Source organism: Streptomyces sp. NK15101, assembly GCF_020400725.1.
Taxonomy (GTDB): domain Bacteria; phylum Actinomycetota; class Actinomycetes; order Streptomycetales; family Streptomycetaceae; genus Streptomyces.
This window is the reverse complement of the sequence record NZ_JAINVG010000014.1, coordinates 73360-97340: the sequence shown is the minus strand read 5'-3', so window position 1 is coordinate 97340 and position 23981 is coordinate 73360. Positions and strand designations below refer to the sequence as shown.

At 72.5% G+C, this 23981-nt stretch carries 21 protein-coding genes; 8 read left to right on the top strand and 13 right to left on the bottom strand.

All coding sequences use genetic code 11. From position 1 onward, the window contains the following. Positions 1-31: 31 nt before the first annotated feature. The 4 genes from K7G60_RS10990 to K7G60_RS10975 form a co-directional block, all read right to left on the bottom strand. Complete coding sequence (locus K7G60_RS10990) at positions 32-982, bottom strand: cytochrome c oxidase assembly protein (RefSeq protein ID WP_225800638.1); 951 nt, start codon at positions 980-982, stop codon at positions 32-34. Positions 983-1084: 102 nt separating this feature from the next. After that, positions 1085-2110 carry a 6-phosphofructokinase gene (locus K7G60_RS10985; protein WP_030686139.1) on the bottom strand — a complete coding sequence of 342 codons (1026 nt, stop codon included), beginning with the start codon at positions 2108-2110 and terminating at the stop codon, positions 1085-1087. A 158-nt stretch (positions 2111-2268) separates the two neighbouring features. Next, positions 2269-2997 carry a type 1 glutamine amidotransferase gene (locus tag K7G60_RS10980; RefSeq protein ID WP_225800637.1) on the bottom strand — a complete coding sequence of 243 codons (729 nt, stop codon included), beginning with the start codon at positions 2995-2997 and terminating at the stop codon, positions 2269-2271. A 19-nt stretch (positions 2998-3016) separates the two neighbouring features. Next, positions 3017-4264 carry a MurT ligase domain-containing protein gene (locus tag K7G60_RS10975; protein WP_189803860.1) on the bottom strand — a complete coding sequence of 416 codons (1248 nt, stop codon included), beginning with the start codon at positions 4262-4264 and terminating at the stop codon, positions 3017-3019. Between the two features lie 126 nt (positions 4265-4390). Between K7G60_RS10975 and def the strand changes: the two genes are divergently transcribed. Beyond that, positions 4391-4948 carry a peptide deformylase gene (gene def, locus K7G60_RS10970; RefSeq protein ID WP_225800636.1) on the top strand — a complete coding sequence of 186 codons (558 nt, stop codon included), beginning with the start codon at positions 4391-4393 and terminating at the stop codon, positions 4946-4948. Between the two features lie 18 nt (positions 4949-4966). Here the strand turns inward: def and K7G60_RS10965 are convergent, their stop codons facing one another. Continuing rightward, on the bottom strand, positions 4967-5614 hold the full coding sequence (locus K7G60_RS10965; protein ID WP_225800635.1) for a TetR family transcriptional regulator: 648 nt from the start codon (positions 5612-5614) through the stop codon (positions 4967-4969). A 162-nt stretch (positions 5615-5776) separates the two neighbouring features. On the opposite strand from K7G60_RS10965, the gene K7G60_RS10960 reads away from it, so the two are divergent. Then, a complete protein-coding gene (locus tag K7G60_RS10960) occupies positions 5777-6991 on the top strand; it encodes an acyl-CoA dehydrogenase family protein (RefSeq protein ID WP_225800634.1) in 1215 nt (404 codons plus the stop codon). 6 nt (positions 6992-6997) lie between these two features. Here K7G60_RS10960 and K7G60_RS10955 read toward each other — a convergent pair whose 3' ends face one another. Continuing rightward, positions 6998-7468, bottom strand: a complete 471-nt coding sequence (locus tag K7G60_RS10955; RefSeq protein ID WP_225800633.1) for a VOC family protein — start codon at positions 7466-7468, stop codon at positions 6998-7000. A gap of 158 nt (positions 7469-7626) precedes the next feature. Between K7G60_RS10955 and K7G60_RS10950 the strand changes: the two genes are divergently transcribed. Further along, entirely contained in the window at positions 7627-9000 is a 1374-nt protein-coding gene (locus K7G60_RS10950; protein WP_225800632.1) for a cytochrome P450, read from the top strand. 50 nt (positions 9001-9050) lie between these two features. Here the strand turns inward: K7G60_RS10950 and K7G60_RS10945 are convergent, their stop codons facing one another. Both K7G60_RS10945 and K7G60_RS10940 read right to left on the bottom strand, forming a co-directional pair. Then, positions 9051-9818 (bottom strand): putative protein N(5)-glutamine methyltransferase, encoded by a 768-nt coding sequence (locus K7G60_RS10945; protein ID WP_225800631.1) that lies wholly within the window; start codon positions 9816-9818, stop codon positions 9051-9053. After that, a complete protein-coding gene (locus tag K7G60_RS10940) occupies positions 9811-10293 on the bottom strand; it encodes a glutathione peroxidase (protein ID WP_225800630.1) in 483 nt (160 codons plus the stop codon). The genes K7G60_RS10945 and K7G60_RS10940 overlap by 8 nt, the downstream gene beginning before the upstream one ends. A 36-nt stretch (positions 10294-10329) precedes the next feature. On the opposite strand from K7G60_RS10940, the gene K7G60_RS10935 reads away from it, so the two are divergent. Both K7G60_RS10935 and K7G60_RS10930 read left to right on the top strand, forming a co-directional pair. Further along, positions 10330-10554, top strand: coding sequence for a DUF6011 domain-containing protein (locus tag K7G60_RS10935; protein WP_225800629.1), 225 nt, complete (start codon positions 10330-10332; stop codon positions 10552-10554). A gap of 110 nt (positions 10555-10664) precedes the next feature. Further along, entirely contained in the window at positions 10665-11735 is a 1071-nt protein-coding gene (locus tag K7G60_RS10930; RefSeq protein WP_225800628.1) for an RNA ligase (ATP), read from the top strand. 37 nt (positions 11736-11772) lie between these two features. Here K7G60_RS10930 and K7G60_RS10925 read toward each other — a convergent pair whose 3' ends face one another. Both K7G60_RS10925 and K7G60_RS10920 read right to left on the bottom strand, forming a co-directional pair. Next, positions 11773-12636 carry an acyl-CoA thioesterase II gene (locus K7G60_RS10925; protein WP_225800627.1) on the bottom strand — a complete coding sequence of 288 codons (864 nt, stop codon included), beginning with the start codon at positions 12634-12636 and terminating at the stop codon, positions 11773-11775. Positions 12637-12648: 12 nt separating this feature from the next. Then, positions 12649-15207: an RNA helicase gene (locus K7G60_RS10920; protein WP_225800626.1), complete on the bottom strand. Its 2559-nt coding sequence runs from the start codon at positions 15205-15207 to the stop codon at positions 12649-12651. 86 nt (positions 15208-15293) lie between these two features. Here K7G60_RS10920 and K7G60_RS10915 point away from each other — a divergent pair, with 86 nt between their 5' ends. From K7G60_RS10915 to K7G60_RS10905, 3 genes are all read left to right on the top strand, one after another. Further along, positions 15294-16085, top strand: coding sequence for a metal-dependent hydrolase (locus K7G60_RS10915; protein ID WP_225800625.1), 792 nt, complete (start codon positions 15294-15296; stop codon positions 16083-16085). A 69-nt stretch (positions 16086-16154) separates the two neighbouring features. Then, positions 16155-17000: a DUF429 domain-containing protein gene (locus tag K7G60_RS10910; RefSeq protein WP_308080689.1), complete on the top strand. Its 846-nt coding sequence runs from the start codon at positions 16155-16157 to the stop codon at positions 16998-17000. Positions 17001-17115: 115 nt separating this feature from the next. Beyond that, positions 17116-18729 (top strand): peptide-N4-asparagine amidase, encoded by a 1614-nt coding sequence (locus K7G60_RS10905; protein WP_225800624.1) that lies wholly within the window; start codon positions 17116-17118, stop codon positions 18727-18729. A gap of 54 nt (positions 18730-18783) precedes the next feature. Here the strand turns inward: K7G60_RS10905 and K7G60_RS10900 are convergent, their stop codons facing one another. The 3 genes from K7G60_RS10900 to K7G60_RS10890 form a co-directional block, all read right to left on the bottom strand. After that, positions 18784-20199 (bottom strand): Gfo/Idh/MocA family protein, encoded by a 1416-nt coding sequence (locus tag K7G60_RS10900; RefSeq protein ID WP_225800623.1) that lies wholly within the window; start codon positions 20197-20199, stop codon positions 18784-18786. Positions 20200-20437: 238 nt separating this feature from the next. After that, a complete protein-coding gene (locus K7G60_RS10895) occupies positions 20438-23362 on the bottom strand; it encodes an FAD-binding and (Fe-S)-binding domain-containing protein (RefSeq protein ID WP_225800622.1) in 2925 nt (974 codons plus the stop codon). Between the two features lie 39 nt (positions 23363-23401). Next, entirely contained in the window at positions 23402-23902 is a 501-nt protein-coding gene (locus K7G60_RS10890) for a MarR family winged helix-turn-helix transcriptional regulator (protein ID WP_225800621.1), read from the bottom strand. Positions 23903-23981 lie beyond the last annotated feature (79 nt).

Here is a 23981-nt window from a genome sequence, read left to right as displayed (position 1 = left end):
ATCCTGAATCCAGGCTCCTGGATCCCAAGCGTCAGCGACTCCGCGCCCGCAGCGAGGCCAGATACGCGTTGTACGCCTCCAGCTCCTTGTCGCCGTCCCGGTCGGCGGCCCGGTCCTTGCGGACGGCCTGCCGCTGCTCGGAGTGGTACCACTGGTAGACCAGCGCGATCAGCACCAGCACGGACGGGATCTCGCTGAAGGCCCAGGCGATGCCGCCCGCCGCGTTCTGGTCGGCGAGGGCGTCGATCCCGAGCGAGGCCGGCGGGTTCCTGTACGCCTCCACCAGGGGCTCGGTCGCCATCATCATCGCGATGCCGAAGAACGCGTGGAACGGCATCCCCGCGAACAGCTCCAGCATCCGCATCACGTACCCCGGCCGGTGCGGGCCCGGGTCCACGCCCATGATCGGCCAGAAGAAGACCAGGCCCACCAGCAGGAAGTGCACCATCATCCCGATGTGCCCGGCCTTCGACCCCATCAGGAAGTCGAAGAGCGGCGAGAAGTACAGCGCGTACAGGCTCGCGATGAACATGGAGATGGTGAACGCCGGGTGGGTGATCACCCGCATGTACCGGCTGTGCAGCAGCTTCAGGAGCAGCTCGCGCGGCCCCGTCGAGCCGCGGGCCGCCACCGGCAGCGCCCGCAGCGCTAGCGTCACCGGCGCGCCGAGCAGCAGCAGGATCGGCGACAGCATGGAGATCACCATGTGCTGCACCATGTGCACGCTGAACATGACCATGCCGTAGTCGTTGAGCTTGGTGCACATCACCAGCGCGATCGTCAGCACGCCGACGGCGAAGGACACCGTCCGGCTGACCGGCCACGCGTCACCGCGCCGCCGCAGCCGCGCCACGCCCCACCCGTACAGACCGAGCCCCGCGAGGCAGCCGATCAGGAAGAACAGGTCGGGAGAGAACTCCAGGCCCCGCCCCAGCGTGAACGGCGGCAGATCCGTGGTCATGCCGTGCCCGCTGTGATCCATCCGTACACTCCTGGAGCCCGATTCGCGCTTGTTGTCCGCACCAGACTAGAACCGCCCCCGGTCGCGGCCGCGACCGGGGGCGGATGTGACGCACGGGAGCCGTCAGAGCACGCACTCCGCCTCGGCGTACCGGTCGGCCGGGACCGTCTTGAGGGTCTCCACGGCCTGCGCCAGCGGAACCATCGTGATCTCCGTGCCGCGCAGCGCGGTCAGCATGCCGAACTCGCCGCGGTGCGCCGCCTCCACGGCGTGCCAGCCGAACCGGGTCGCGAGGACGCGGTCGTACGCGGTGGGGGTGCCGCCGCGCTGGACGTGGCCGAGGATGACCGGGCGGGCCTCCTTGCCGAGGCGCCGCTCCAGCTCGGCGGAGAGCTGGTTGGCGATGCCGGTGAAGCGCTCGTGGCCGTAGATGTCGGTGCCGGCGGTCTTGAAGTCCATCGAGCCCTCGCGCGGCTTGGCGCCCTCGGCGACGACCACGATCGCGAACCGCTTGCCGGCCTCGAAGCGCTCGCCGACCCGGGAGGTCAGCTCGTCGATGTCGAAGGGGCGCTCGGGGACGACCACGGCGTGCGCGCCGGCGGCCATGCCGGAGTGCAGCGCTATCCAGCCGGTGTGGCGGCCCATCACCTCGACGACGAGGACCCGCTGGTGCGACTCGGCGGTGGTCTTCAGCCGGTCGAGGGCCTCGGTGGCGACGGTGACGGCCGTGTCGAAGCCGAAGGTGACGTCGGTGGAGGCGATGTCGTTGTCGATCGTCTTCGGGACGCCGACGATCGGGAGTCCCGCCTCGGAGAGCAGGTTCGCCGCCTTCAGGGTGCCCTCGCCGCCGATCGGGATGATGGCGTCGAGACCGAGGTCGGCGACATGGCCCTTGGCACGCTCGACGCCGTCGACGAGGTGCGCGGGCTGGACCCGCGAGGAGCCGAGGATGGTGCCGCCCCTGGCCAGGATGCCGCCCACCGCGTCGAGATCGAGCTTGCGGTAGTCGCAGTCCAGGAGGCCCTTCCACCCGTCGTGGAAGCCGATGACCTCGTCGCCGTGGTCGACGACGGCGCGGTGCACGACGGAACGGATGACAGCGTTCAGACCGGGGCAGTCTCCGCCGGAGGTGAGCACGCCAATGCGCATAGCCCAAAAACCTTTGCAACGTGGGCCGACTCCCGGACCACGTCGTCCGGCTGGATCCCCGCCACCCTATCGCCGCAGGGGTGGCGGGACCGAACCGGATGTCCGCACAGTGGACAACGTACGTTCGTACGAGGGACCTGCGGCGGCCCCGGGGTGACTCAGGCGGGCTGCGTGGCCGCCGCGATGCGCTCGGCGCGCAGCGCCTCGTACCAGCGGTCGTCGGTCGGCGGCAGCGCGTTCACGTCGAGGGCCAGCTTCAGGAGCAGGTCCGCGATCTGCGGGTTCCTGGCCATGACGGGGCCGTGCATGTACGTACCGAAGACGGTGTCGTTGAACGCGCCCTCGGTGCCGTCGCCGGTGCCGTTGCCGTTGCCGAAGACGGTCCGGGCGAACGGCCGGGCCGTCGGGCCGAGGTGGGTGATGCCCTGGTGGTTCTCGAAGCCCGTCAGCTGGGGGAGGCCGAGGCGCGGGTCGATGTCCGCGAGGACGTCGCCGACGCAGCGGGCGCCCTCGCCGCGGGTCGTGATCACGTCGAGCAGCCCGAGACCGGGCTGCCGCTCGCCGACGTCGTTGATGAACTCGTGGCCCAGGATCTGGTAGCCGGCGCAGACCGAGAAGATGATCGCGCCGTTGGAGGCGGCCCGGGACAGGCCGCCGTCGCGGAGGAGGCGCTCGGCCGCGAGCCGCTGCGGACGGTCCTCGCCGCCGCCGATCAGGTAGATGTCGCCCGAGGTCGGGACGGCCTGGTCGCTGCGGACGTCGACGCGCTCGACGTGGAGACCGCGCTGTTCGGCGCGGCGCTGGACGACGAGGACGTTGCCCTGGTCGCCGTAGGTGCTGAGCAGGTCCGGGTAGACCCAGACCAGGCGCAGGCTGCTGTCACTCATGCTGCAAGTCCTCTACGGGTCAGTTGCCGACGCGGCGGCGGACGTCCTGGAAGGCGGTGTAGTTGGCGATCAGCTCGATCTGCCCGGGCGGGGCCATCGCGACGGCCTCGTCCAGCGTCTCGCAGACGCGGAAGTCCACGCCCGCGACCTCCAGGCGGACCGCGAGGTCCAGCTTCCGGTCGCCGATCACCATGATCGGGTGGCCGGCGAGCCGGCCGTAGTCCACGTCCCACAGCCAGGAGGTGTCGGTGCCGTCGGCGCCCCGCGCGTTGACCGAGAGGATCACCGGGGCGGGCGGCCCGTCGATGAGGGAAAACGTTTCGAGCCAGCCGGCCGGGTTCTTCGCGAGGAGCAGACGCAGGTCGCGGTTCTGGAAGGAGACCACGTCGTAGCGTCCGGCGACGGCCTGCACCTGGTACATGCGCTCCAGGGCCACCTGCGGCGGCACCCCGAAGACCGCGGCGACGGCGGCCGAGGTGGCGGCGTTCGCCTTGTTGGCGCGGCCGGGCAGCTGGAGGCGGATCGGCCAGGCCGAACCGTGCGGGTCGAGCACGTGGTCGCCGCTGAGCGCCCAGCTCGGCGCGGGCCGGCGGAAGCCGCACTCGCCGCAGAACCAGTCGTCGCCCGGGCGCTGCATCACACCGCCGCAGGCGGGGCACGACCAGGCGTCGTCCTTCCACTCCTGGCCGGCGGCGACCCACACCACGTTGGGGGAGGAGGAGGCGGCCCACACGATGAGCGGGTCGTCGGCGTTGGCGATGACCACGGCCTTGGTGCCGTTGAGGCCCTCGCGCCACTTCTCGGCGAGCATCCGGGTCTCGGCCGCGCGGTCGAGCTGGTCGCGGGAGAGGTTGAGCAGCGCGATCGCCTTGGGCGTGGTGTCCCGGGCGACGCCCGCGAGGTACTTCTCGTCGACCTCGATCACACCGAACTTGGAGTCCGAGCCGCCGGCCAGCGCCGAGGTGATGCCGGCGGGCATGTTGGCGCCGAGGGCGTTGGAGACCACGGGTCCGGCGGCGCGCAGGGCCTCCGCGATCAGCCGGGTCGTGGTGGTCTTGCCGTTGGTCGCCGACACCAGGACGACGTCCAGATGCTGCGCGAGCCGACCGAGCAGGTCGGGGTCGAGCTTCAGCGCCACCCGGCCGCCGATCACCGATCCGCTGCCGCGCCCCGCCGCACGCGACACCGCGGCCGCGGCCTTGCCCGCCGTCACGGCCAGCTTGGCGCGCGGCGACAGCGGCTCTGGATTACCGGGGTGTCCTGACATCGTTCTTGTTCCTCCTTGCGTCGGTCCGGGCTCAGCCTATCGAGATCCGGCCAGCAGCCCGAACAGCGGCACCGGCGAGCGGCCGCACGAAACGGGGAGGTCACGGCGGACCGTACCCTTACGGCCATGCGAAACCGGCCCATCCCCGGCAGTTCCGGCCTCGTCCGAGCGATGACGCTCCTCGGCGACCCCGTGCTGCACACCCCCTGCGCGCCCGTCACCGACTTCGGACCCGAACTGGCCCGGCTCGTCGAGGACATGTTCGCCACCATGTACGCGGCGCACGGCGTGGGCCTGGCGGCCAACCAGGTCGGCGTGGGCCTGCGGGTCTTCGTGTACGACTGCCCCGACGACGAGGAGAACCGTCACCTGGGCCATGTGGTGAACCCGCGCCTGGTGGAGGCGGACGGCGACGTGATCCGGGGCCCCGAGGGCTGCCTCTCCCTGCCGGGCCTCGAGGCGCCGACCCCCCGTTTCGACCGCGCGGTGGTGGAGGGCGTACGCCTGGACGGCACCCCGATACGGATCGAGGGCACGGGTTTCTTCGCCCGCTGCCTCCAGCACGAGACGGACCACCTGGAGGGCGGGGTCTACGCGGACCACGTCACGGGGTGGCGCAAGTCACGCCTGCTGCGCACGATCCGCAAGCGGCCGTGGGGGGCCGGGGCGGACCGGATCGCCTAGATCCTCTCGGATCGGGTGCTAGAAGCCGGGTCCGCCCGGCAGGTCGTCGGCCGCCGCGAGGCGGCCCCACAGGAGGTCGGCGAGGCTCTTGACCAGGTCCGCGCGGGAGCAGGGGCGCTCGCCGAGCCACCAGTCGCCGGCCGCGTGCATCATGCCGACGATGCCGTGGCCCCAGATCCGGGCCTGGGCCTCGGCGGCCGGCCCCAGGTCGACGCGCTCGGCGATGACCTGGCCGAGCTCCTCGCCCATGCGGCGCAGCAGCGGGGCCGAGTGGCGGCCGACGTCGAAGCCCTGCTCGGTCTGGTGGGACTCCTCCGCCGGGTGCATGAGGAAGCGGTAGACCTGGGGCATCGCCTCGATGGACGCCAGATAGGTGTCGAGGGTGGCCTCGACGCGGTTGCGCCGGTCGGCGGGCGCGTCGAGGGAGGCCCGGAGCGAGGCGAGGAGCGCGTCCGTGTGCCGGGTGGCGAGGGCGCGGTAGAGGCCGCCCTTGTCGCCGAAGTGGCGGTAGAGGATCGGCTTGGTGATGCCGGCCTCGGCCGCGATCGCGTTCATGGACGCCTTGGGGCCGTCCCGGAGCACCACCCGGTCCGCCGCCTCCAGCAGCTCGCGGCGCCGCTGCTCGGCGGTCGTCTGCTGGTCGGTGGCCCGGTGTGCGATGTCCATGTGCGTGTCTCCCCGCCCGTGCGATTCGTGAGGCTCTCGCAACGTAACACCCGCCCGGGATCCGGTGTCGGTCGGGCCGAACCGCTCCACCGCAGGTTGACAGCCCCTACCCACCGGTAACAGACTGCTGTTACCGCAAGTAACGTCATGCTGGGAGGGAACATGGGCGAGTTCACGCTCGAACTCAACGAGGACCAGAAGCAGGTCCGCGACTGGCTCCACGGCTTCGCCGCCGATGTGATGCGCCCCGCGGCCGCCGAGTGGGACGAGCGTGAGGAGACTCCCTGGCCGATCATCCAGGAAGCGGCCAAGCTCGGCATCTACTCCCTCGACTTCTACGCCCAGCAGTTCTTCGACCCGACCGGCCTCGGCATCCCGATGGCGATGGAGGAACTCTTCTGGGGCGACGCCGGCATAGCCCTCTCCATCGTCGGCACCGGTCTCGCCGCCGTCGGCGTCCTCGCCAACGGCACCGAGGAGCAGATCGGCACCTGGGTCCCGCAGATGTACGGCGACGCGAACGACGTCAAGGTCGCCGCCTTCTGCTCCTCCGAGCCCGACGCCGGCTCGGACGTCGCCTCCATGCGCACCCGCGCCGTGTACGACGAGGCCAAGGACGAATGGGTCCTCAACGGCACCAAGACCTGGGCGACCAACGGCGGCATCGCCAACGTCCACGTCGTCGTCGCCGTCGTCGACCCGGAACTCGGCTCCAAGGGGCACGCCTCCTTCATCGTGCCGCCGAACACCCCCGGGCTCTCCCAGGGCCAGAAGTTCCAGAAGCACGGCATCCGGGCCTCCCACACCGCCGAGGTCGTCCTGGAGGACGTCCGCGTCCCCGGCTCCTGCCTGCTCGGCGGCAAGGACAAGCTGGACGAGCGCCTCGCCCGCGCCCGCGAGAAGGCCAAGTCGGGCGGCGAGCGCGTCAAGAACGCCGCCATGGCCACCTTCGAGGCCTCCCGCCCGGCCGTCGGCGCCATGGCCGTCGGCACCGCCCGCGCCGCGTACGAGGTCGCCCTCGACTACGCCAGGACCCGGGTCCAGTTCGGCCGCCCGATCATCGAGAACCAGGGCGTCGCCTTCCAGCTCGCCGACATGGCCACCCAGATCGACGCCGCCCGCCTCCTCGTCTGGCGCGCCTCCTGGATGGCCACCGCCGGCAAGCCCTTCACCGCGGCCGAGGGCTCCATGTCCAAGCTGTACGCCAGCGAGGTCGCCAAGAAGGTCACCGCCCAGGCCATCCAGATCCTCGGCGGCAACGGCTACACCCGCGAGTACCCGGTGGAGCGGATGCACCGCGACGCGGCCATCTACACCATCTTCGAGGGCACGAGCGAGATCCAGCGCATGGTCATCAGCCGCGCGCTCGCGAAGTAGCCGCCCTCACACCACGCAGAACTCGTTGCCCTCCGGGTCCTGGAGGACCACCGCGTAGTAGTCCATGCCGTTCGGCTCGTCCATCGCGTACAGGACGGTCGCGCCGAGCGCCGTCAGCCGGGCCACCTCGCCGTCCACGCGCGTGCGGCGGAGGGCGAGGGGGACCTCGCGGCCGCCGCCGACCTTCAGGTCGAGGTGGACGCGGTTCTTGACGGTCTTGGGCTCCGGGACCTGCTGGAACCAGACCCGGGGGCCCACGCCCTTCGGGTCGACGATGGACTCCGGGAGCTCCCCGGCGCCCTCGCCGAGCTCCTCCTCCGGCACGCCGATCGCCTCCCAGTACGCCCGCCAGGTGGCATGGCCGGCGGGCGGCGGGTCGGGGACGTAGCGCAGGGCCTCCAGCCAGAAGGGCACCAGGCGCTGGGGATCGGCGCAGTCGATGGTCAGTTGCAGCGTCAGCTCGGGTCGTTCGTCCATGGTGGCGAGCCTCGCAGACACCACTGACACCGGGGCCCGGACCGTCGAGCGCTTCACGCCGACAGGCCGGATCCGATCCGTTGTCCGGCCCCGGCTCCCTGTGAGTTGCTTCCTGAGGGACAATCACCGGGCCAGTGACGACCAAGGGGGAACCGATCATGGCCACCACCACCGGAACCGAAGCGCCCCAGCTCGCCGGAAGTCCGCTCCTCGGCTCCATGCTCGACCTCAAGAGGGACTCGCTGGGCACCTTCCTGCGCGCCCGGCGCGAGCACGGGGACGTCGTGAAGCTGACCGCGGGCCCGCCCGGGGTCCGCGCCACCTTCTACGGCGTCTTCTCCGCCGAGGGCGCCCAGCAGGTCCTCGCCGGGGAATCCGCCAACTTCCGCAAGGACAACGCCTTCTACCAGGAGATCCGCGAGTCCTTCGGCAACGGTCTGCTGACCAGCCAGGACGAGGACTACCTCCGCCAGCGCCGACTCGTCCAGCCCCTCTTCACCAAGCGCCGCGTCGACGGCTACGCGGGAGCCGTCGCCGCCGAGGTCACCACCCTCATCGGCGAATGGCGGGACAACGGCGCCGAGACCGTCGACGTCCTCCACGAGATGACCCGCCTCGCCCTGCGCGCGGTCGCCCGCATCCTCTTCGGCACCGACGTGGACGCGGCCGTGGAGATCGTCGAGCGCTGCTTCCCCGAACTCGGCGAGTACGTGCGCCGCCGCGGCTACTCCCCGGTCAAGTTCCCGCGCGACTGGCCCACCCCCGGCAACCGCAAGGCCGCCGCCGTCCACCAGGCGCTGTACGAGGTCTGCGACCGGATCATCGCCGATCGGCGCGCCTCCGGCCGGGCCTCCGTCGAGGGCGACGACCTCCTCACCCTGCTCGTCGAGGCCGAGAGCGCCGAGGACGGCAGCTTCGACGCCACCGAGCTGCGCGAGCAGGTCCTTATCTTTCTCCTCGCCGGACACGAGACCACCGCCACCTCCCTCGGCTTCACCCTCCACCTCCTCGCCCGCCACCCGGAGGTGCTGAAGCGGACCCACGAGGAGGTCGACCGGGTCCTCGGGGGCCGCACCCCCGGCGCCGCCGACCTCGACGCGCTGCCCTACCTCACGCAGGTGCTGAAGGAGGCCATGCGCCTCTTCCCCGCCGCCCCGGCCGTGGGCCGCCGCGCGGTCGCCGAAACCGTGATCGGCGGCGTCACCATCCCGGCGGGCGCGGACGTCATCGTCGTCTCCTGGGTGACCCACCGGCACCCCGCCTACTGGGAGGACCCGGAGCGCTTCGACCCGGACCGCTTCACGCCCGAGGCCGAGGCGACCCGCCCCCGGTACGCCTGGTTCCCCTTCGGTGGCGGCCCGCGCGCCTGCATCGGCCAGCACTTCTCGATGCTGGAGTCGGTGATCGCTCTGGCGATGATCCTCCAGGAGTACGGCCTGGAGGCCGTCGACACCGAGGTGCCGGTCGGCTCCGCGATCACCCTCACGCAGCAGGGACCGGCACGCTGCCGCCTGGTACCGAGGACGGCGTAGTCGCCGCACGGACGGGAGCGGCCCGGACAGGGCCGCTCCCGTCCGCCCCGCTACGGCCGGGTCGCGACGACGATCGTCGCCCACCACTCCTCGGAGGTGACGACCCGCGGCACCAGACCGGCCGCGGACATCACCGCGAGCGCGGACTCCGCCTGCCGCTCGCTCGTCTCCACCAGCAGGTGACCGCCCGGCGCCAGCCACTCCGGCGCCTCGTCGGCCACCCGCCGCAGCACGTCGAGACCGTCCGCGCCGCCGTCGAGCGTGACGAGCGGCTCGTGGTCGCGGGCCTCGGGCGGCAGCAGCCCGATCTCCTCGGTCGGCACGTACGGCACGTTGGCGACCAGGACCTCGACCCGGCCCCGCAGCTCCCGCGGCAGCGGTGCGAAGAGGTCCCCCTCGTACACCCGGCCGCCGCGCGGCTCGACGTTCCGCCGGGCGCAGCGCACCGCCGCCGGCTCGATGTCCGAGGCGTACACCTCCACGCCCTCGACCTCGGCGAGCAGCACCGCGCCCGCCGCGCCGGAGCCGCAGCACAGGTCGACGCAGACGGCGCCGGGCCGGGCCAGCTCCACCGCGTGGCCGACGAGGAACTCCGTACGCCGCCGGGGCACGAAGACCCCGCCGTCGACCTCGATCCGCAGTCCGGCGAACCCGGCCCAGCCCACGACGTGCTCCAGGGGCAGGCCGGAGGCCCGCCGCTCGACCATCAGGTCCAGCTCGGCGGCCCCGGCGGCGGTCGCGAGGAGCATCTCCGCCTCCTCCTCCGCGAAGACGCACCCGGCGGCCCGCAGCCTTTCGACGACCCCCGGGTCAGGCAAGCTGCGCCTCGATCGCCGCCACGACCTCGGGGGCCTCCGGCTCGGTGCGCGGACGGAAGCGGGTGACCCGGCCGTCACGGCCGATGAGGAACTTCTCGAAGTTCCACTGCACGTCACCGGCCTCGCCCTCGGCGTCGGCGACCTTCACCAGCTCCGAGTAGAGCGGGTGCCGGCCGTCGCCGTTGACGTCGGTCTTCTCCAGGAGCGGGAAGGACACCCCGTACGTCGCCGAACAGAAGGTCGCGATCTCCTCGGCGCTGCCGGGCTCCTGGCCCGCGAACTGGTTGCAGGGCACCCCGAGCACGGTGAAGCCGCGCTCCCCGTACTCCTTCTGCAGCCGCTCCAGACCGGCGTACTGCGGGGTGAGCCCGCACTTGGAGGCGACGTTCACCACCAGCACGGCCCGGTCGCGGTAGTCGGCCAGGGAGACCGGCTCACCGGCCAGGGTCTTCAGCGGGATGTCGTACAGGCTCATGGACTGCTCCTCGTCGGAATGAGGTTTGATCTCAACATGGCAGACGAACCACTGGCAATCGCGATCGATTCCACGGCACAGGCAGGACCGCGCCGGGTGTACTGCCGGCTCTGCGGCCGCCCCCTGACCGGCGCCGGCTCCCGCCGCACCGGCCTGGGCCCCACCTGCGACGCCAAACTCCACCCGGCGCCCCCGGACATCCGCACCCGCCGCCACGAGGTGGCCCAGGACGCCCTCCCGGGCCTGGACGACGAGCCGTAGGCCCGAATCCGGCGACGCTACCAGGCGGCAAATCGATCGCCCACGGGAATTCGGTTCGGCCACAGTGAGCCGCGATGAGACCGGAACCGGAGCACCTGGAGTCCTGAACCATGTCCACCCTGCGCGTCACCGCCGAAGTCCTGACCGTCCATCCGCATCCGAACGCCGACGCCCTGGAGCTCGCTCAGGTCGGGCTCTACCGAGCCGTCGTCGCCAAGGGGGCCTATCGGACGGGCGACGCCGCCGTGTACATCCCCGAACAGGCCGTGCTGCCCCTCCCGCTCGTCGACGAGCTGGGGCTGACCGGGCGGCTCGCCGGAGGGAACTCGGACCGGGTGAAGGCCGTGCGGCTGCGCGGGGAGCTGTCGCAGGGGATCGTCTGCCGTCCCGCAGCGCTCGCCGGCACCGACCTGGCGCGGGCCGCGGCCGAGGGGACCGACTTCGCGCAGGCGCTCGGGATCACCAAATGGGTGCCGCCGATACCGCCGACGATGAGCGGCGACGTGGAGACCGCGCCCGACCTGCTGCCGTGGGTCGACATCGAGAACCTCCAGCGCTATCCGGACCTGTTCGAGCCCGGCGAGCCCGTCGTCCTGACGGAGAAGCTGCACGGCACGGCCTGCCTGCTCACGTACCACGCGGAGGAGGGGCGCACCCAGGTCTCCTCGAAGGGGTTCGGGGCGAAGGGCCTCGCCCTCCGGGAGGACCCGCGCAACCTGTACTGGCGGGCCGTCCACGGCCACGGGCTCGCCGCCGTCGCCGAGCGGCTCGCGAAACGCCTCGGAGCACGGCGGGTCGGGCTCTTCGGCGAGGTGTACGGCTCGGGGGTGCAGGACCTCTCCTACGGCGCCGACGCCCGCTCCGAGACCGTCGGCTACGCACTCTTCGACGTGTCCGCCGAGATCGGGGGAGAAGTCCGCTGGCTGGACCCGGCCGACGTCCTGGAGCCCGGCGAGGTCCCGCTCGTACCGCGGCTGCACTCCGGGCCGTACGACCTGGACACCGTCCTCGCGCACGCGAGCGGCCGGGAGACCGTATCCGGCCGGGAGACCCACCTGCGGGAGGGCGTCGTCATCCGGCCCGCGACCGAGCGGTACAGCCCGGTCGTCGGCGGCCGGGCCATCGCCAAGGCGGTCAGCCCGGCCTACCTCACCCGCAAGGGCGGCACCGAGTACGAGTGACCCGTGGAGGGCCGGAGCTCCCTGCGCCCCGCGAGGCTCAGAGCTTCCTGAACAGGCCCTCCTGGACCACCGACACCAGGAGCCTGCCCTCGCGGTCGTAGATCCGGCCCCGCGCGAGTCCCCGGCCGCCCGTGGCGACCGGGGACTCCTGGTCGTACAGGAACCACTCGTCCGCCCGGAAGGGCCGGTGGAACCACATCGCGTGGTCCAGCGAGGCCATGTCGAAGCCGCGCGGGCCCCAGAGGGGTTCGACCGGGATGCGGACCGCGTCCAGGAGCGTCATGTCCGAGGCGTAGGTGAGGGCGCACGTGTGGACCAGCGGGTCGTCGCCCAGCGGACCGACGGCCCGCATCCACACCGCGCTGCGCGGGTCCGCGTCCTTGACCTCCTCCGCGGTCCAGCGCAGCCGGTCCACGTACCGGATGTCGAAGGGCTGCCGGCGGGCCATCCGCTCCAGGGCCTCCGGCAGCTCGCCCAGATGCTCCCGGATCTCGTCCGCGAGGTTCGGCAGGGTCTCCGGGTCGGTCAGGTGCCTCGGCGGCAGCTGGTGCTCGAAGGCGCCCTCCTCCGGCCGGTGGAAGGAGGCCGTCAGGTTGAAGATCGTCCGCCCCTTCTGGACCGCGGTGACGCGGCGGGTCGTGAACGACCGGCCGTCCCGCACCCGCTCCACCTGGTACACGATCGGCACCCCGGGCCGGCCCGGCCGCAGGAAGTAGGCGTGCAGCGAGTGCACCGGCCGGTCGCCCTCCGTGGTGCGGCCGGCCGCCACCAGGGCCTGCCCGGCGACCTGCCCGCCGAAGACCCGTTGCAGCGACTCCTGCGGGCTGCGCCCGCGGAAGATGTTCACCTCGATCTGCTCCAGGTCGAGCAGGTCCACGAGCCTCTCGGCGGGGTTGGTCACGGCAGGTCTCCTCTACAGCTGTCCGACGGACGTCACGCGGACCACCGCCCGGCCCTCCTCGTCGGAGGCGGCGAGATCCACCTCCGCGCTGATGCCCCAGTCATGGTCGCCGTTCGGGTCGGCGAACGTCTGCCGGACGCGCCACAGGCCGTGCGCCGCGTCCTCCTCGATCGCGAGCAGCTTCGGGCCGCGCGCGTCCGGACCCGTACCCAGGTCGTCGTACTCGTCCCAGTACGCGTCCATCGCCTCGCCCCACGCGTCCGCGTCCCAGCCGGACTCGGCGTCCAGCTCGCCCAGCGCGTCGACGTTGTCGAGGGCGGCCAGTTCCACCCGGCGGAACATGGCGTTGCGCACCAGCACCCGGAAGGCGCGGGCGTTCGACGTGACCGGCTTGACCTGGTCGGCCTTCTCCTGGGCCTCCTCGGCCGTCTGGACCTCCGGGTTGGCCAGCTGCTCCCACTCGTCGAGCAGCGAGGAGTCCACCTGCCGCACCATCTCGCCCAGCCAGGCGATCAGGTCCTCCAGGTCCTCGGTCTTCAGGTCGTCCGGGATGGTGTGGTCGAGCGCCTTGTACGCGCTCGCCAGGTACCGCAGGACGATGCCCTCGGTCCGCGCCAGCTCGTACCAGGAGGTGAACTCCGTGAAGGTCAGCGCCCGTTCGTACATGTCACGGATGACCGACTTCGGCGACACCGGGTGGTCGCCGACCCACGGGTGCGACTTCCGGTAGACGTTGTACGCGTGCCAGAGGAGCTCCTCCAGCGGCTTCGGGTACGAGATGTCCTGGAGCCGCTCCATCCGCTCCTCGTACTCGACGCCGTCCGCCTTCATCTGCCCGACGGCCTCCCCGCGCGCCTTGTTCTGCATGGCGGCGAGGATCTGGCGCGGGTCGTCGAGCGTCGACTCGACGACGGACACCATGTCCAGGGCGTACGAGGGGGACTCCGGGTCCAGCAGGTCGAACGCGGCCAGCGCGAAGGTCGACAGCGGCTGGTTGAGCGCGAAGTCCTGCTGGAGGTCGACCGTCAGCCGGATCGTGCGGCCCTCGGCGTCCGGCTCGTCCAGCTGCTCCACCACACCGCCGTCCAGCAGCGAGCGGTAGATCGCGATGGCCCGGCGGATGTGCCGCAGCTGCGCCTTGCGCGGCTCGTGGTTGTCCTCCAGGAGCTTGCGCATCGCCTCGAAGGCGTTGCCCGGCCGGGCGATCACCGAGAGCAGCATGATGTTGGTGACCTTGAAGCGCGAGGTCAGCGGCTCCGGCTCGGCCGCGATCAGCTTCTCGAAGGTGGTGTCGCTCCAGGCGACGAAGCCCTCGGGCGCCTTCTTGCGGACCACCTTGCGGCGCTTCTTCGGGTCGTCGCCGGCCTTCGCGAGCGCCTTCTCGTTCTCGATGACGTGCTCGGGGGCCTGCGCCACCACGAAACCGGCCGTGTCGAAGCCCGCCCGGCCCGCACGGCCCGCGATCTGGTGGAACTCACGGGCGCGCAGCGTGCGCACGCGGTTGCCGTCGTACTTCGTCAGGGCCGTGAAGAGCACCGTGCGGATCGGCACGTTCACGCCGACGCCGAGGGTGTCCGTCCCGCAGATCACCTTCAGGAGGCCCGCCTGGGCCAGCTTCTCCACGAGCCGCCGGTACTTGGGCAGCATGCCCGCGTGGTGCACGCCGATGCCGTGGCGCACGTACCGCGAGAGGTTCTGGCCGAACTTGGTGGTGAAGCGGAAGTTGCCGATCAGCTCGGCGATCTGGTCCTTCTCCTCGCGCGAGCACATGTTGATGCTCATCAGCGACTGTGCGCGCTCGACGGCCTGCGCCTGTGTGAAGTGCACGATGTAGACGGGCGCCTGCTTGGTCTCCAGGAGCTCGGTCAGGGTGTCCGTGATGGGCGTGAGCCGGTACTCGTACGACAGCGGCACCGGCCGGGTCGCCGAGCGGACCACCGAGGTCGGCCGCCCGGTCCGCCGGGTCAGGTCCTTCTCGAACATCGACACGTCGCCGAGCGTGGCCGACATGAGGACGAACTGCGCCTGCGGGAGTTCGAGCAGGGGGATCTGCCAGGCCCAGCCGCGGTCCTGCTCGGCGTAGAAGTGGAACTCGTCCATGACGACCTGGCCGATGTCGGCGTACTTGCCGTCCCGCAGCGCGATCGAGGCGAGCACCTCCGCCGTGCAGCAGATCACCGGCGCGTCCGCGTTCACGGACGCGTCGCCGGTCAGCATGCCGACGTTCTCGGTGCCGAAGAGCTTGCACAGGTCGAAGAACTTCTCCGACACCAGCGCCTTGATCGGCGCGGTGTAGAAGGTCACCTGGTCGTTCGCGAGCGCGGTGAAGTGCGCGCCCGCCGCGACCAGCGACTTTCCCGATCCGGTGGGTGTGGACAAGATCACGTTTGCCCCGGAGACGACCTCGATCAGCGCCTCTTCCTGGGCCGGGTAGAGCGTGATGCCCCGGTCCTCGGCCCAGGAGGAGAAGGCCTCGAAGAGGGCGTCGGGGTCGGCGGTCGGCGGCAGCTGATCGATAAGGGTCACGCCCCCATCTTGCCCGCATTCCGCTCGGATGAGGGAACCGGCCATCAGCCGCCTTGATCACGGACGGTAGGCTCGTCCGTCGACCGGTCGTCAACTGAGCGCCGGCAGGGGAGAAACGGGGCGGGCCAACCATGATGGGACCGGCGCACTCGCTGTCCGGAGCGGCGGCCTGGCTGGGCGTCGGAGCGGCCGCGGCCGCCTTCGACCACCCGATGCCCTGGCCCGTCCTCGTCGCCGGCGCGCTCATCTGCGCGGGCGCGGCCCTCGCCCCCGACCTCGACCACAAGTCGGCGACCATCTCCCGCGCCTTCGGGCCGGTCTCCCGGGGCCTCTGCGAGATCGTCGACAAGCTGTCGTACGCCGTCTACAAGGCGACCCGCTCCTCCTCCGACCCCCGCAGGTCCGGCGGGCACCGGACCCTGACCCACACCTGGCTCTGGGCGGTCCTGATCGGCGCCGGGGCCTCCGTCGCGGCGGTCACCGGGGGCCGCTGGGCCGTCCTCGCGATCCTCTTCGTGCACCTGGTCCTCGCCGTGGAAGGCCTGCTGTGGCGGGCCGCCCGGATGTCCAGCGACGTCCTGGTCTGGCTGCTCGGCGCCGCCGGCGCCTGGATCCTCGCGGGCGTCCTCGACCAGCCCGGCAACGGCTCGGACTGGTTCTTCACCGGCCCCGGCCAGGAGTACCTGTGGCTGGGCCTGCCCATCGTCCTCGGCGCCCTCGTGCACGACATCGGCGACGCCCTGACCGTGTCCGGCTGCCCGATCCTGTGGCCCATCCCCGTCGGCCGCAAGCGCTGGTACCCGATCGGCCCGCCCAAGGGCATGCGCTTCCGCGCCGGCAGCTGGGTCGAGCTCAAGGTCCTGATGCCCGCCTTCATGGTCCTGGGCGGCGTCGGCGGAGCCTCGGCGCTCGGTTTCCTCTAGGTCCTGTCGGACGGCGGACCATGGCCGGACAGGCCCCGGTCTTCCGGCGCGCGTGGGGGAGTGACATCGGTGGAGACGGTGACGGGCGGGCCGACGGCCGCCGGCGACGGCCCCATGGTCACGGTGGGAGTCGATCTCGCCGGCCACACGGGCACGACCGGCGTGTGCCGCGTGACCTGGTCCGGCGAACCCCGGGTCGAGTTCCTTCCCGCGAGGAGCGACGAGGACCTGCTCGCCGCGGTGCGCTCCGCCGACCGGACCGGACTCGACGCCCCGCTGGGCTGGCCCATCGCCTTCGCGACCCTGCTCGGCGCGCACCAGTCGGGTGCCGCGCTGCCCGCCAGGGACCGCTACCCGAGGTCCGAGCACGGCTCCGGCCTGGGGAACAGGTTCACCCATCGCCTCACCGACGACGTGGCCTGGAAGCGCACCGGGGCGGGCAGGCAGCGGCCCCTGTCGGTGTCGACGGACAAGCTGGGCGCCGTGGCGCTGCGGGCCGCCGACCTCATGGAACGGCTCGCGGACGGGGGCCCGGCCCTGCCCCGGGACGGCTCGGGCCCGGTCCTGGAGGTCTATCCCGCCTACGCCCTGCTCCAGTGGGGGCTCGCGCAGGCCGGGACGTACAAGGGGAAGGACGGCGGGCCCGCCCGGGCCGTGATCGTTCCGGCTCTCGAGGACGGCCTGGGCCTCGGCCTGCCCACGCCCGTCCGGGAGCGTTGCCTCCGCAGCGACCACGACCTGGACGCCTTCGTCTCCGCCGTCGTCGCCCGGGCCGCCGCCCTGGGACTCACCGATCCGCCGCGGACCGACGAGGAGCGGGCCGCGGCCGCGGTCGAGGGCTGGATGCACCTGCCGCGCCGCGGCGCGGACCTGGCGGGACTCCGCGCCCCGTCGCCGCCCGCCGACCGGCCCTGACCGTCGGTCCGGCACCGCGGGACGGTCGCCTTCTCTCCCATCCGGGAACAGATCGCGCCATGTCCGCTCATCGTCCTCTGGACCGCGACGCGGGACCACGCTTCACTTCCGCCCCATGAGATCACTCAAGATCACGAGCGTGGTCGGCGGTCTGGTGCTCGCCGCCGGCGCGCTGTTCACCGCCCACCCGGCCGCGGCCGAGGGTCCGAACGGCCCTACGCCCCCGGCCGAGTTCACCACCGACTGGCACGACCCGGTCACCGCCGCCCCGCCCGTCGCCACCCCCGGCACCCGCACCTGCGAGGTCACCCTCGCCGCCGCCCGGTTCCGCGACTTCACCCCGTACCGCGGGAACTACACCCCGCCGAAGGAGTGCGGCACGGACGCCCGCTGGAACAAGGTCGTCCTGCGCCTCGACGGGCAGGTCAAGGGCCGCCAGTACGACCGCCTCGGCCACCTCACCCTCGGCGGCGTCGAGCTCTTCCGCACCTCCACCCCCGAGCCCTCTCCCGACGGCATCGCCTGGTCCGTCGAGAAGGACGTCACCCGCTACCGCGACACGCTCAGCCGCCCGCAGCCCGTCGAGATGCTCATCGGCAACGTCGTCAACGAGACGTACACCGGTGTCATCGACGTCCGCGTGACCCTCACCTTCCACACCGCCGAGGGCCGCGTGAAGCCCGCCGCGGGCACCCCCGACCGGGTCGTCCCGCTCACCGGCGCCACCCTCACCACCCCGCGCAACACCGAGCGCGTCCTCGCCGAGGTGTACGCCACCGGCTCCGGCGGCGGCTGCGAGGAGTTCTGGTACCTCACCGTCCCCGACGCCGCCCCCTACTCCTGCAAGGCCACCGACGGCCCTTACCGGGAGGTGCGGATCTCCGTCGACGGGAAGCTCGCCGGCATAGCGGCCCCCTTCCCGCACGTGTGGACCGGCGGCTGGTCCAACCCCTTCCTCTGGTACGTGACGCCCGCGCCGCGCGCCTTCGACGTGCAGCCGGTCGTCTACGACCTCACGCCCTTCGCGGCCCTGCTCAACGACGGCGCGGCCCATCGCGTCGAGGTCTCCGTCGCCGGCGTCCCCACCGGACAGTCCGGCTGGAGCGTCCCCGCCAACGTGCTCCTCTGGCAGGACGAGGGCAGCGAGGTCGTCACCGGCGCCCTGGACCGGCACGAGTTCGGCACCCCGCGCAACTCCGCCGTGTACACGGCCGGTTCGCCGGACGTCCTGGAGACCACGGGCGGCGACACGCTCACCGTCGCCGGGCACCTGAACACCTCGCACGGCCGCGTCACGACGACCGTCACCCGCACCGTCGACCACCGCTCCACGCACCGCTGGGGCGCCGACGAGAACCCGGACGCGCTGACCGCCCGCTGGACGGACGACGAGACCGTGACCGTCGGCCGGACCGCGACCCACACCCGGCGCGCGTACACCATGGACGGCGAGATCTCCGTCGACGGCGCGAACCGGCTGCGGACCGTCCTCACCGTCGGCGACCGCGCCGCTGTCGACGTCGTCCGCGACGGCAGGCGGCTGTCCTGGTCGCGCCTGGACGACACGTACACCGGCGACGCCTCCTTCGTCCTCGGCGTCCCCCGCGACCAGCGGCACGCGGTCGGCACCAGCACCGAGCGCTACCGCCTGTACGGCTCCGAGGGCTGCTACGACCGGAGCCTGACGTCCGTCCAGGGCACGGTCACCGAGGACCTGCGGCGCTGCTGAACACGACGGTGCCCGGCCCCGGAGGCTCCGGGGCCGGGCACCGCCCGTCCGGGGTCAGACCGGCTTCGCCGAGTCCACGCCCGAACGGGCCCTGCGCCACTCGCCGCGGGTGAAGTCGGGGATCTCCTGCGGCGCGCCGTCCGCCTTGATCGAGGCGTGGCTCAGCGGCACCGGAGCCGTCCAGGTGGCGGCGTCGTACACGTCGAAGTCCGGCGGAAGCCCCAGCCGGAGGCACTGCATCAGGCGGTGGACCATGATGTAGTCCATGCCCCCGTGGGCGCCCGGCGGGTTCGCGTGCTCCTTCCACAGCCAGTGGTCGAACTCGGCCGCGTACGCCGAGAAGTCGCCCCACTGGTCGTCCTTGTGGTCCGGCTCCAGGTAGATCCGGGCCGGGTAGTCCTCGAAGACCCCCCGCGTGCCGCCGAGGCTGTTGATCCTGCTGTACGGGTGCGGGGTGGAGACGTCGTGCTCCAGGCGGATCAGCCGGCCCCTGGCCGTCCGGACCACGCTGACCGTCCGGTCGCTCCCGACGTACGTCTCCTTCCGGCTCGGGTCCCCGGCCGGCACGTGCGCCGCGCGGTACTCGGCGAGGCCGAGCGCCGGGGTGCCGAAGCTGCTGATGCTCAGCGCCCGGTCGCCCCGGTTGACGTCCATGTAGTTGGCCACCGGCCCGAAGCCGTGGTTCGGGTAGAGGTCCCCGCGCAGCCGCGTGTGCCACAGCCGGCGCCAGGGCCCCTCGTAGTACGTCGGCGAGAACAGCAGCTCGCGCAGGTCGTGGTTGTACGCCCCCGCGCCGTGCAGCAGCTCCCCGAACTTCCCCGCGTGCGCCATCCGCAGCACCCGCATCTCGTTCCGCCCGTAGCAGCAGTTCTCCATCTGCATGCAGTGGCGGCGGGTCTGCTCCGACAGGTCGACCAGCTCCCACAGCTCGGCGAGCTCCATCGCGACCGGACACTCCACGCCGACGTGCTTGCCGCCCAGCATCGCCGACCGGGCGATCGCGAAGTGGGTCTCCCAGGGGGTCGCCACGTACACGAAGTCGACGTCCGTGCGGGTGCAGAGGTTCTCGTAGTCCTCCCCGTCGCGGGTGTACAGGGCGGGGGCGGGCCGGCCGGCGGCGACGACGGCCGCGGCGGCCCGCTCGGCCTTCTCGCGCACCGGGTCGCAGACGGCGACCACCTGGACCCAGGGCAGGGCGAGGAAGTTGCCGATCATGGCGGCGCCGCGGTTGCCGAGCCCGACGAGGCCGATCCGGACCGTCGAGCGGCCCTCGAACGGGACCCCGGCCATGGTCGCGCCCCGGCGCCGCGGCACGGCCGCGGCCTCCGGCCGGGCGGCGGGGACGGCTCCGGTGGCGGCCCGGGCGGTCTGCCCGCCCGCCGCGGCGATGCCGAGCCCGGCCCCGGCCACCCCCGCGGTGGTTCTGAGGACCGTGCGGCGGCTCGGGGGGCGCGGTGTCTGGTCGTCCATGGAACCTCCCTGCTGACGGGTGGTTGGACTGTACTGTTCCGGTTCCCCCGACGGGCCGCACCGGTCACGGATGATCACCCGAACATACGAAGGATCCCTCACCGCACGGGGTGAGGGATCCTTCAGCCGCCGGGACCAGGCGGAGTGACGGGTGGTCAGGCCGGGGCGGTCAGGTACGGGTGGTCAGTGACGGGCGGTCAGGGAGGGGCGGTCGGGACGAGTGGTCAGTGACGGGCGGTCAGGGGCGGGTGGCCCGCTCCAGGGCGAGCAGCACCGAGCCGTAGCCGCGGCCCGTCGCCCGGTCCATCCCGATCTCGCACATCCGGTTGGCCGAAAGGTGCGCGTCGAACGGCCTGGCCGTGACCTCGGCCGCCTCGCGGGCCGTCGCCGAGGCCGTCAGCTCCGGATGCAGCATGCCCCGGTCGCCGGCGAAGGCGCAGCAGCCCGCGTCGGCCGGGACGACCACCTCCTCCGCGCACGCCCCGGCGAGCACGGTGAGCTTCTCCTCGTCGCCCAGGTGCCGCATCGAGCACGTCGGATGGACCACGGCCGAGCCGACGCGGCGGCGCACCTCGAGCCGGGGGAGCAGCTCGTCCGCCGCCCACACGAGCGAGTCCAGCACGGTCAGCTCGGCGTGCAGCGCCCGGTTGTCCTCCGTCAGGTACGGCACCACCTCGTGCGCGATCCCGAGGGTGCACGAGGAGGCGTCCACCACGAGCGGCAGCCGCCCGCCGGCCGTCCACCCCCAGGCGGCCTCGACGATCCGGTTCGCCATCACCTCGTTGCCCCGCCCGTACCCCTTGGAGTGCCAGACCGTCGCGCAGCACGTGCCGGCCACGTCGTCCGGGATCCACACCGGCCGCCCGGCCCGCGCGGACACCGCGACGACGGCCTCCGGGAGCGAGGGCCCGCGCCCGCCCTCCGGACCGCCGAAAATGCGGTTCACACAGGCCGGGTAGTAGACGGCGACCGCCGCCGGACGATGGGTGCGGGGCAGCCGCCGCGCCGCCGCGCCCGGGATCTCCGGAAGCCACTCCGGGACGAGGTCGGGGCGGACGGCCCTGCGGGCGAGGCCCGTCAGCGACCCCAGGACCCGGTCGCCGATCCGGTCCGCGGCGGCGACCGCGAGCCGCGCGGAGGCCTCCACCGCGCGGAAGTTCCGCGCGGCCAGGGCGGCGATCCGCTCCTCGCGCGGCGAGTGCCGCTCGTGCCGGAACCCCTTCATGAGCGCCCCCGTGTCGATCCCGACCGGGCAGGCCAGCTTGCAGGTGGAGTCGCCGGCGCAGGTGTCGACGGCGTCGTAGCCGTACGACTCCAGGAGCCGGGCCTCGACGGGGGAGCCGTCGGGCTGGCGCATCATCTCCCGGCGCAGCACGATCCGCTGGCGCGGCGTGGTCGTCAGGTCGTGGCTGGGGCAGGTCGGTTCGCAGAAGCCGCACTCGATGCAGGGATCGGCGGTCCGCTCCACGGCGGGGATCGTCTTCAGGCCGCGCAGATGGGCCTGCGGGTCGCGGTCCAGGACGATCCGCGGGGCGAGCACCCCGGCGGGGTCGACGGCCTCCTTGATCCGCCACATCAGATCGGTCGCCCGCGTCCCCCACTCCAGCTCCAGGAAGGGCGCGATGTTGCGGCCGGTGGCGTGCTCCGCCTTCAGCGAGCCGTCGAAGCGCTCCACGGTCAGCTTGCAGAACTCGTCCATGAAGGCCGCGTACCGCTGGAGGTCGGACGGGTCGGCGGCGTCGAAGGCGAGCAGGAAGTGGAGGTTGCCGTGGGCCGCGTGGCCGGCCACGGCCGCGTCGAAGCCGTGCCGGGCCTGGAGGTCCAGCAGCGACTCGCAGGCCTCCGCGAGCCGCTCCGGCGGCACCGCGAAGTCCTCGGTGATCAGGGTCGTGCCGGAGGGGCGGGAACCGCCGACCGCCGTCACGAAGGCCCTGCGGGCCCTCCAGTGGCCGGAGATCCGCTTCGGGTCCCGGGTGAAGGCGTTCTCCACGGAGGCCACCGGGGCGACCGGCCCGAGGCCGGCGAGCACGGTTCCCGCCGCCCGCTCGTACGCCGCCAGGGCCGTCGTGTCCGGGGCCCGGAACTCGACCAGGAGCGCCGCCGTCTCCTTCGGCAGCTCCGCCCAGTCGGCGGGCACGCCCGCCACGTTCACCGAGGCCCGCAGCGTGTTGCCGTCCATCAGCTCGACGGCCGTCGCCCCGGCCTCGTTGAAGAGCGGCACGGCCGCGGCGGCGGCCGGCAGCGAGGGGAAGAAGAGCAGGGCCGTGGACACCTCCCGGTTCAGCGGCAGGGTGTCGAAGACGACCTCGGAGATGAAGCCGAAGGTGCCCTGGGAGCCGACCATCAGGCCGCGCAGGATCCGGACCGGGGTGTCGCCGTCGAGGAAGGCGTCGAGCCGGTAGCCGTTGGTGTTCTTGATGGCGTACTTGGCGCGGATCCGCGCGGTCAGCGCGGCGTCCGCCTCGATCTCCGCCTTCAGCGCCATCAGCTCCGCGCACAGCCTCGGCTCGGCGCGCGCGAGCTCCTCGTCGGCGTCCGGGTCCGCCGTGTCGACCACGGTCCCGCTCGGCAGCACCACGGTCAGGGAGGCGACGGTCCGGTACGAGTTCCGGGTGGTGCCGGCCGTCATCCCCGAGGCGTTGTTGGCGACGACGCCGCCGATCGTGCAGGCGACCGCGCTGGCCGGATCGGGCCCCAGGACCCGCCCGTACGGGGCGAGCGCGGCATTCGCCCGCACCACCGTGGTGCCGGGCCGGATCCGCGCCCGGGCCCCGCCGTCCAGGACCTCGACGCCCGCCCAGTGGCGGCGCACGTCGACGAGGATGTCCTCGCCCTGTGCCTGTCCGTTGAGGCTGGTCCCGGCGGCCCGGAAGACCACCTCGCGGCCCTTGCCGTGGGCGTACGACAGGACGGCGGAGACGTCGTCGATGTCCTCGGCGACCACGACGACCTGCGGGACGAAGCGGTACGGGCTCGCGTCCGAGGCGTAGCGCACCAGGTCGGAGATCTTCGACAGGACCTTCCCCGGCCCGAGGAGCTCGGTGAGCTCCTCGCGCAGCCGCCGCGGCGTGCCCCGCGCCCGGAGCTCCGGCACGCGGTCCGGGGCGGGGGTCCGCTTCGTACCGGGACGCAGGGCCTGCGGGTCGGGCTCAAGCAGCGGCATGTCACGGCTCCCCTTCGGCGCGGCCCCGCGCCCGACGGGTCAGCAGCCGCGCTCCGGGCCGGGGTCGACCAGGGCGGACAGCAGACCCTCGAGCACCTCGCGCTGTTCGACGGTCAATGGAGCAAGGATGTCCTCTGCGGCGGCCCGGCGCGCGCTGCGCAGCTCGCGCAGCGTGGCGCGTCCCGCGTCGGTGAGCTCGATCCGCACCACCCGGCGGTTGCTCGGGTCGGGCACCCGGCGCACCCGGTCGCCCGCCTCCAGGCCGTCGACGAGACTGGTCACGGCCCTCGGGACGACCTCCAGGCGGGCCGCGAGGTCGGCCATCCGGGGCGGCTCCCCGAAGTGCGCGACCGTGCGCAGGAGCCGGGACTGCGCGGGAGTGATGCCGACCGGCTCCAGATGGCGCTTCTGGATGCGGTGCAGGCGCCGGGTCAGCCGCAGCAGCTGCTCGGCGAGGAGGCCGTCGGTGTCGGCGGCGCCACTCGGTCGGTCGGCCCCGCTCGGTCGCTCGGTGCCGCTCGGACGGTCGGAGGTGCTCATGCGGGAACGATATCAGGACTATGTTCATTGTGAGTATAGGTAACAGTGAGCTATGCTCCGATGGACCGTCTCTCTCCTC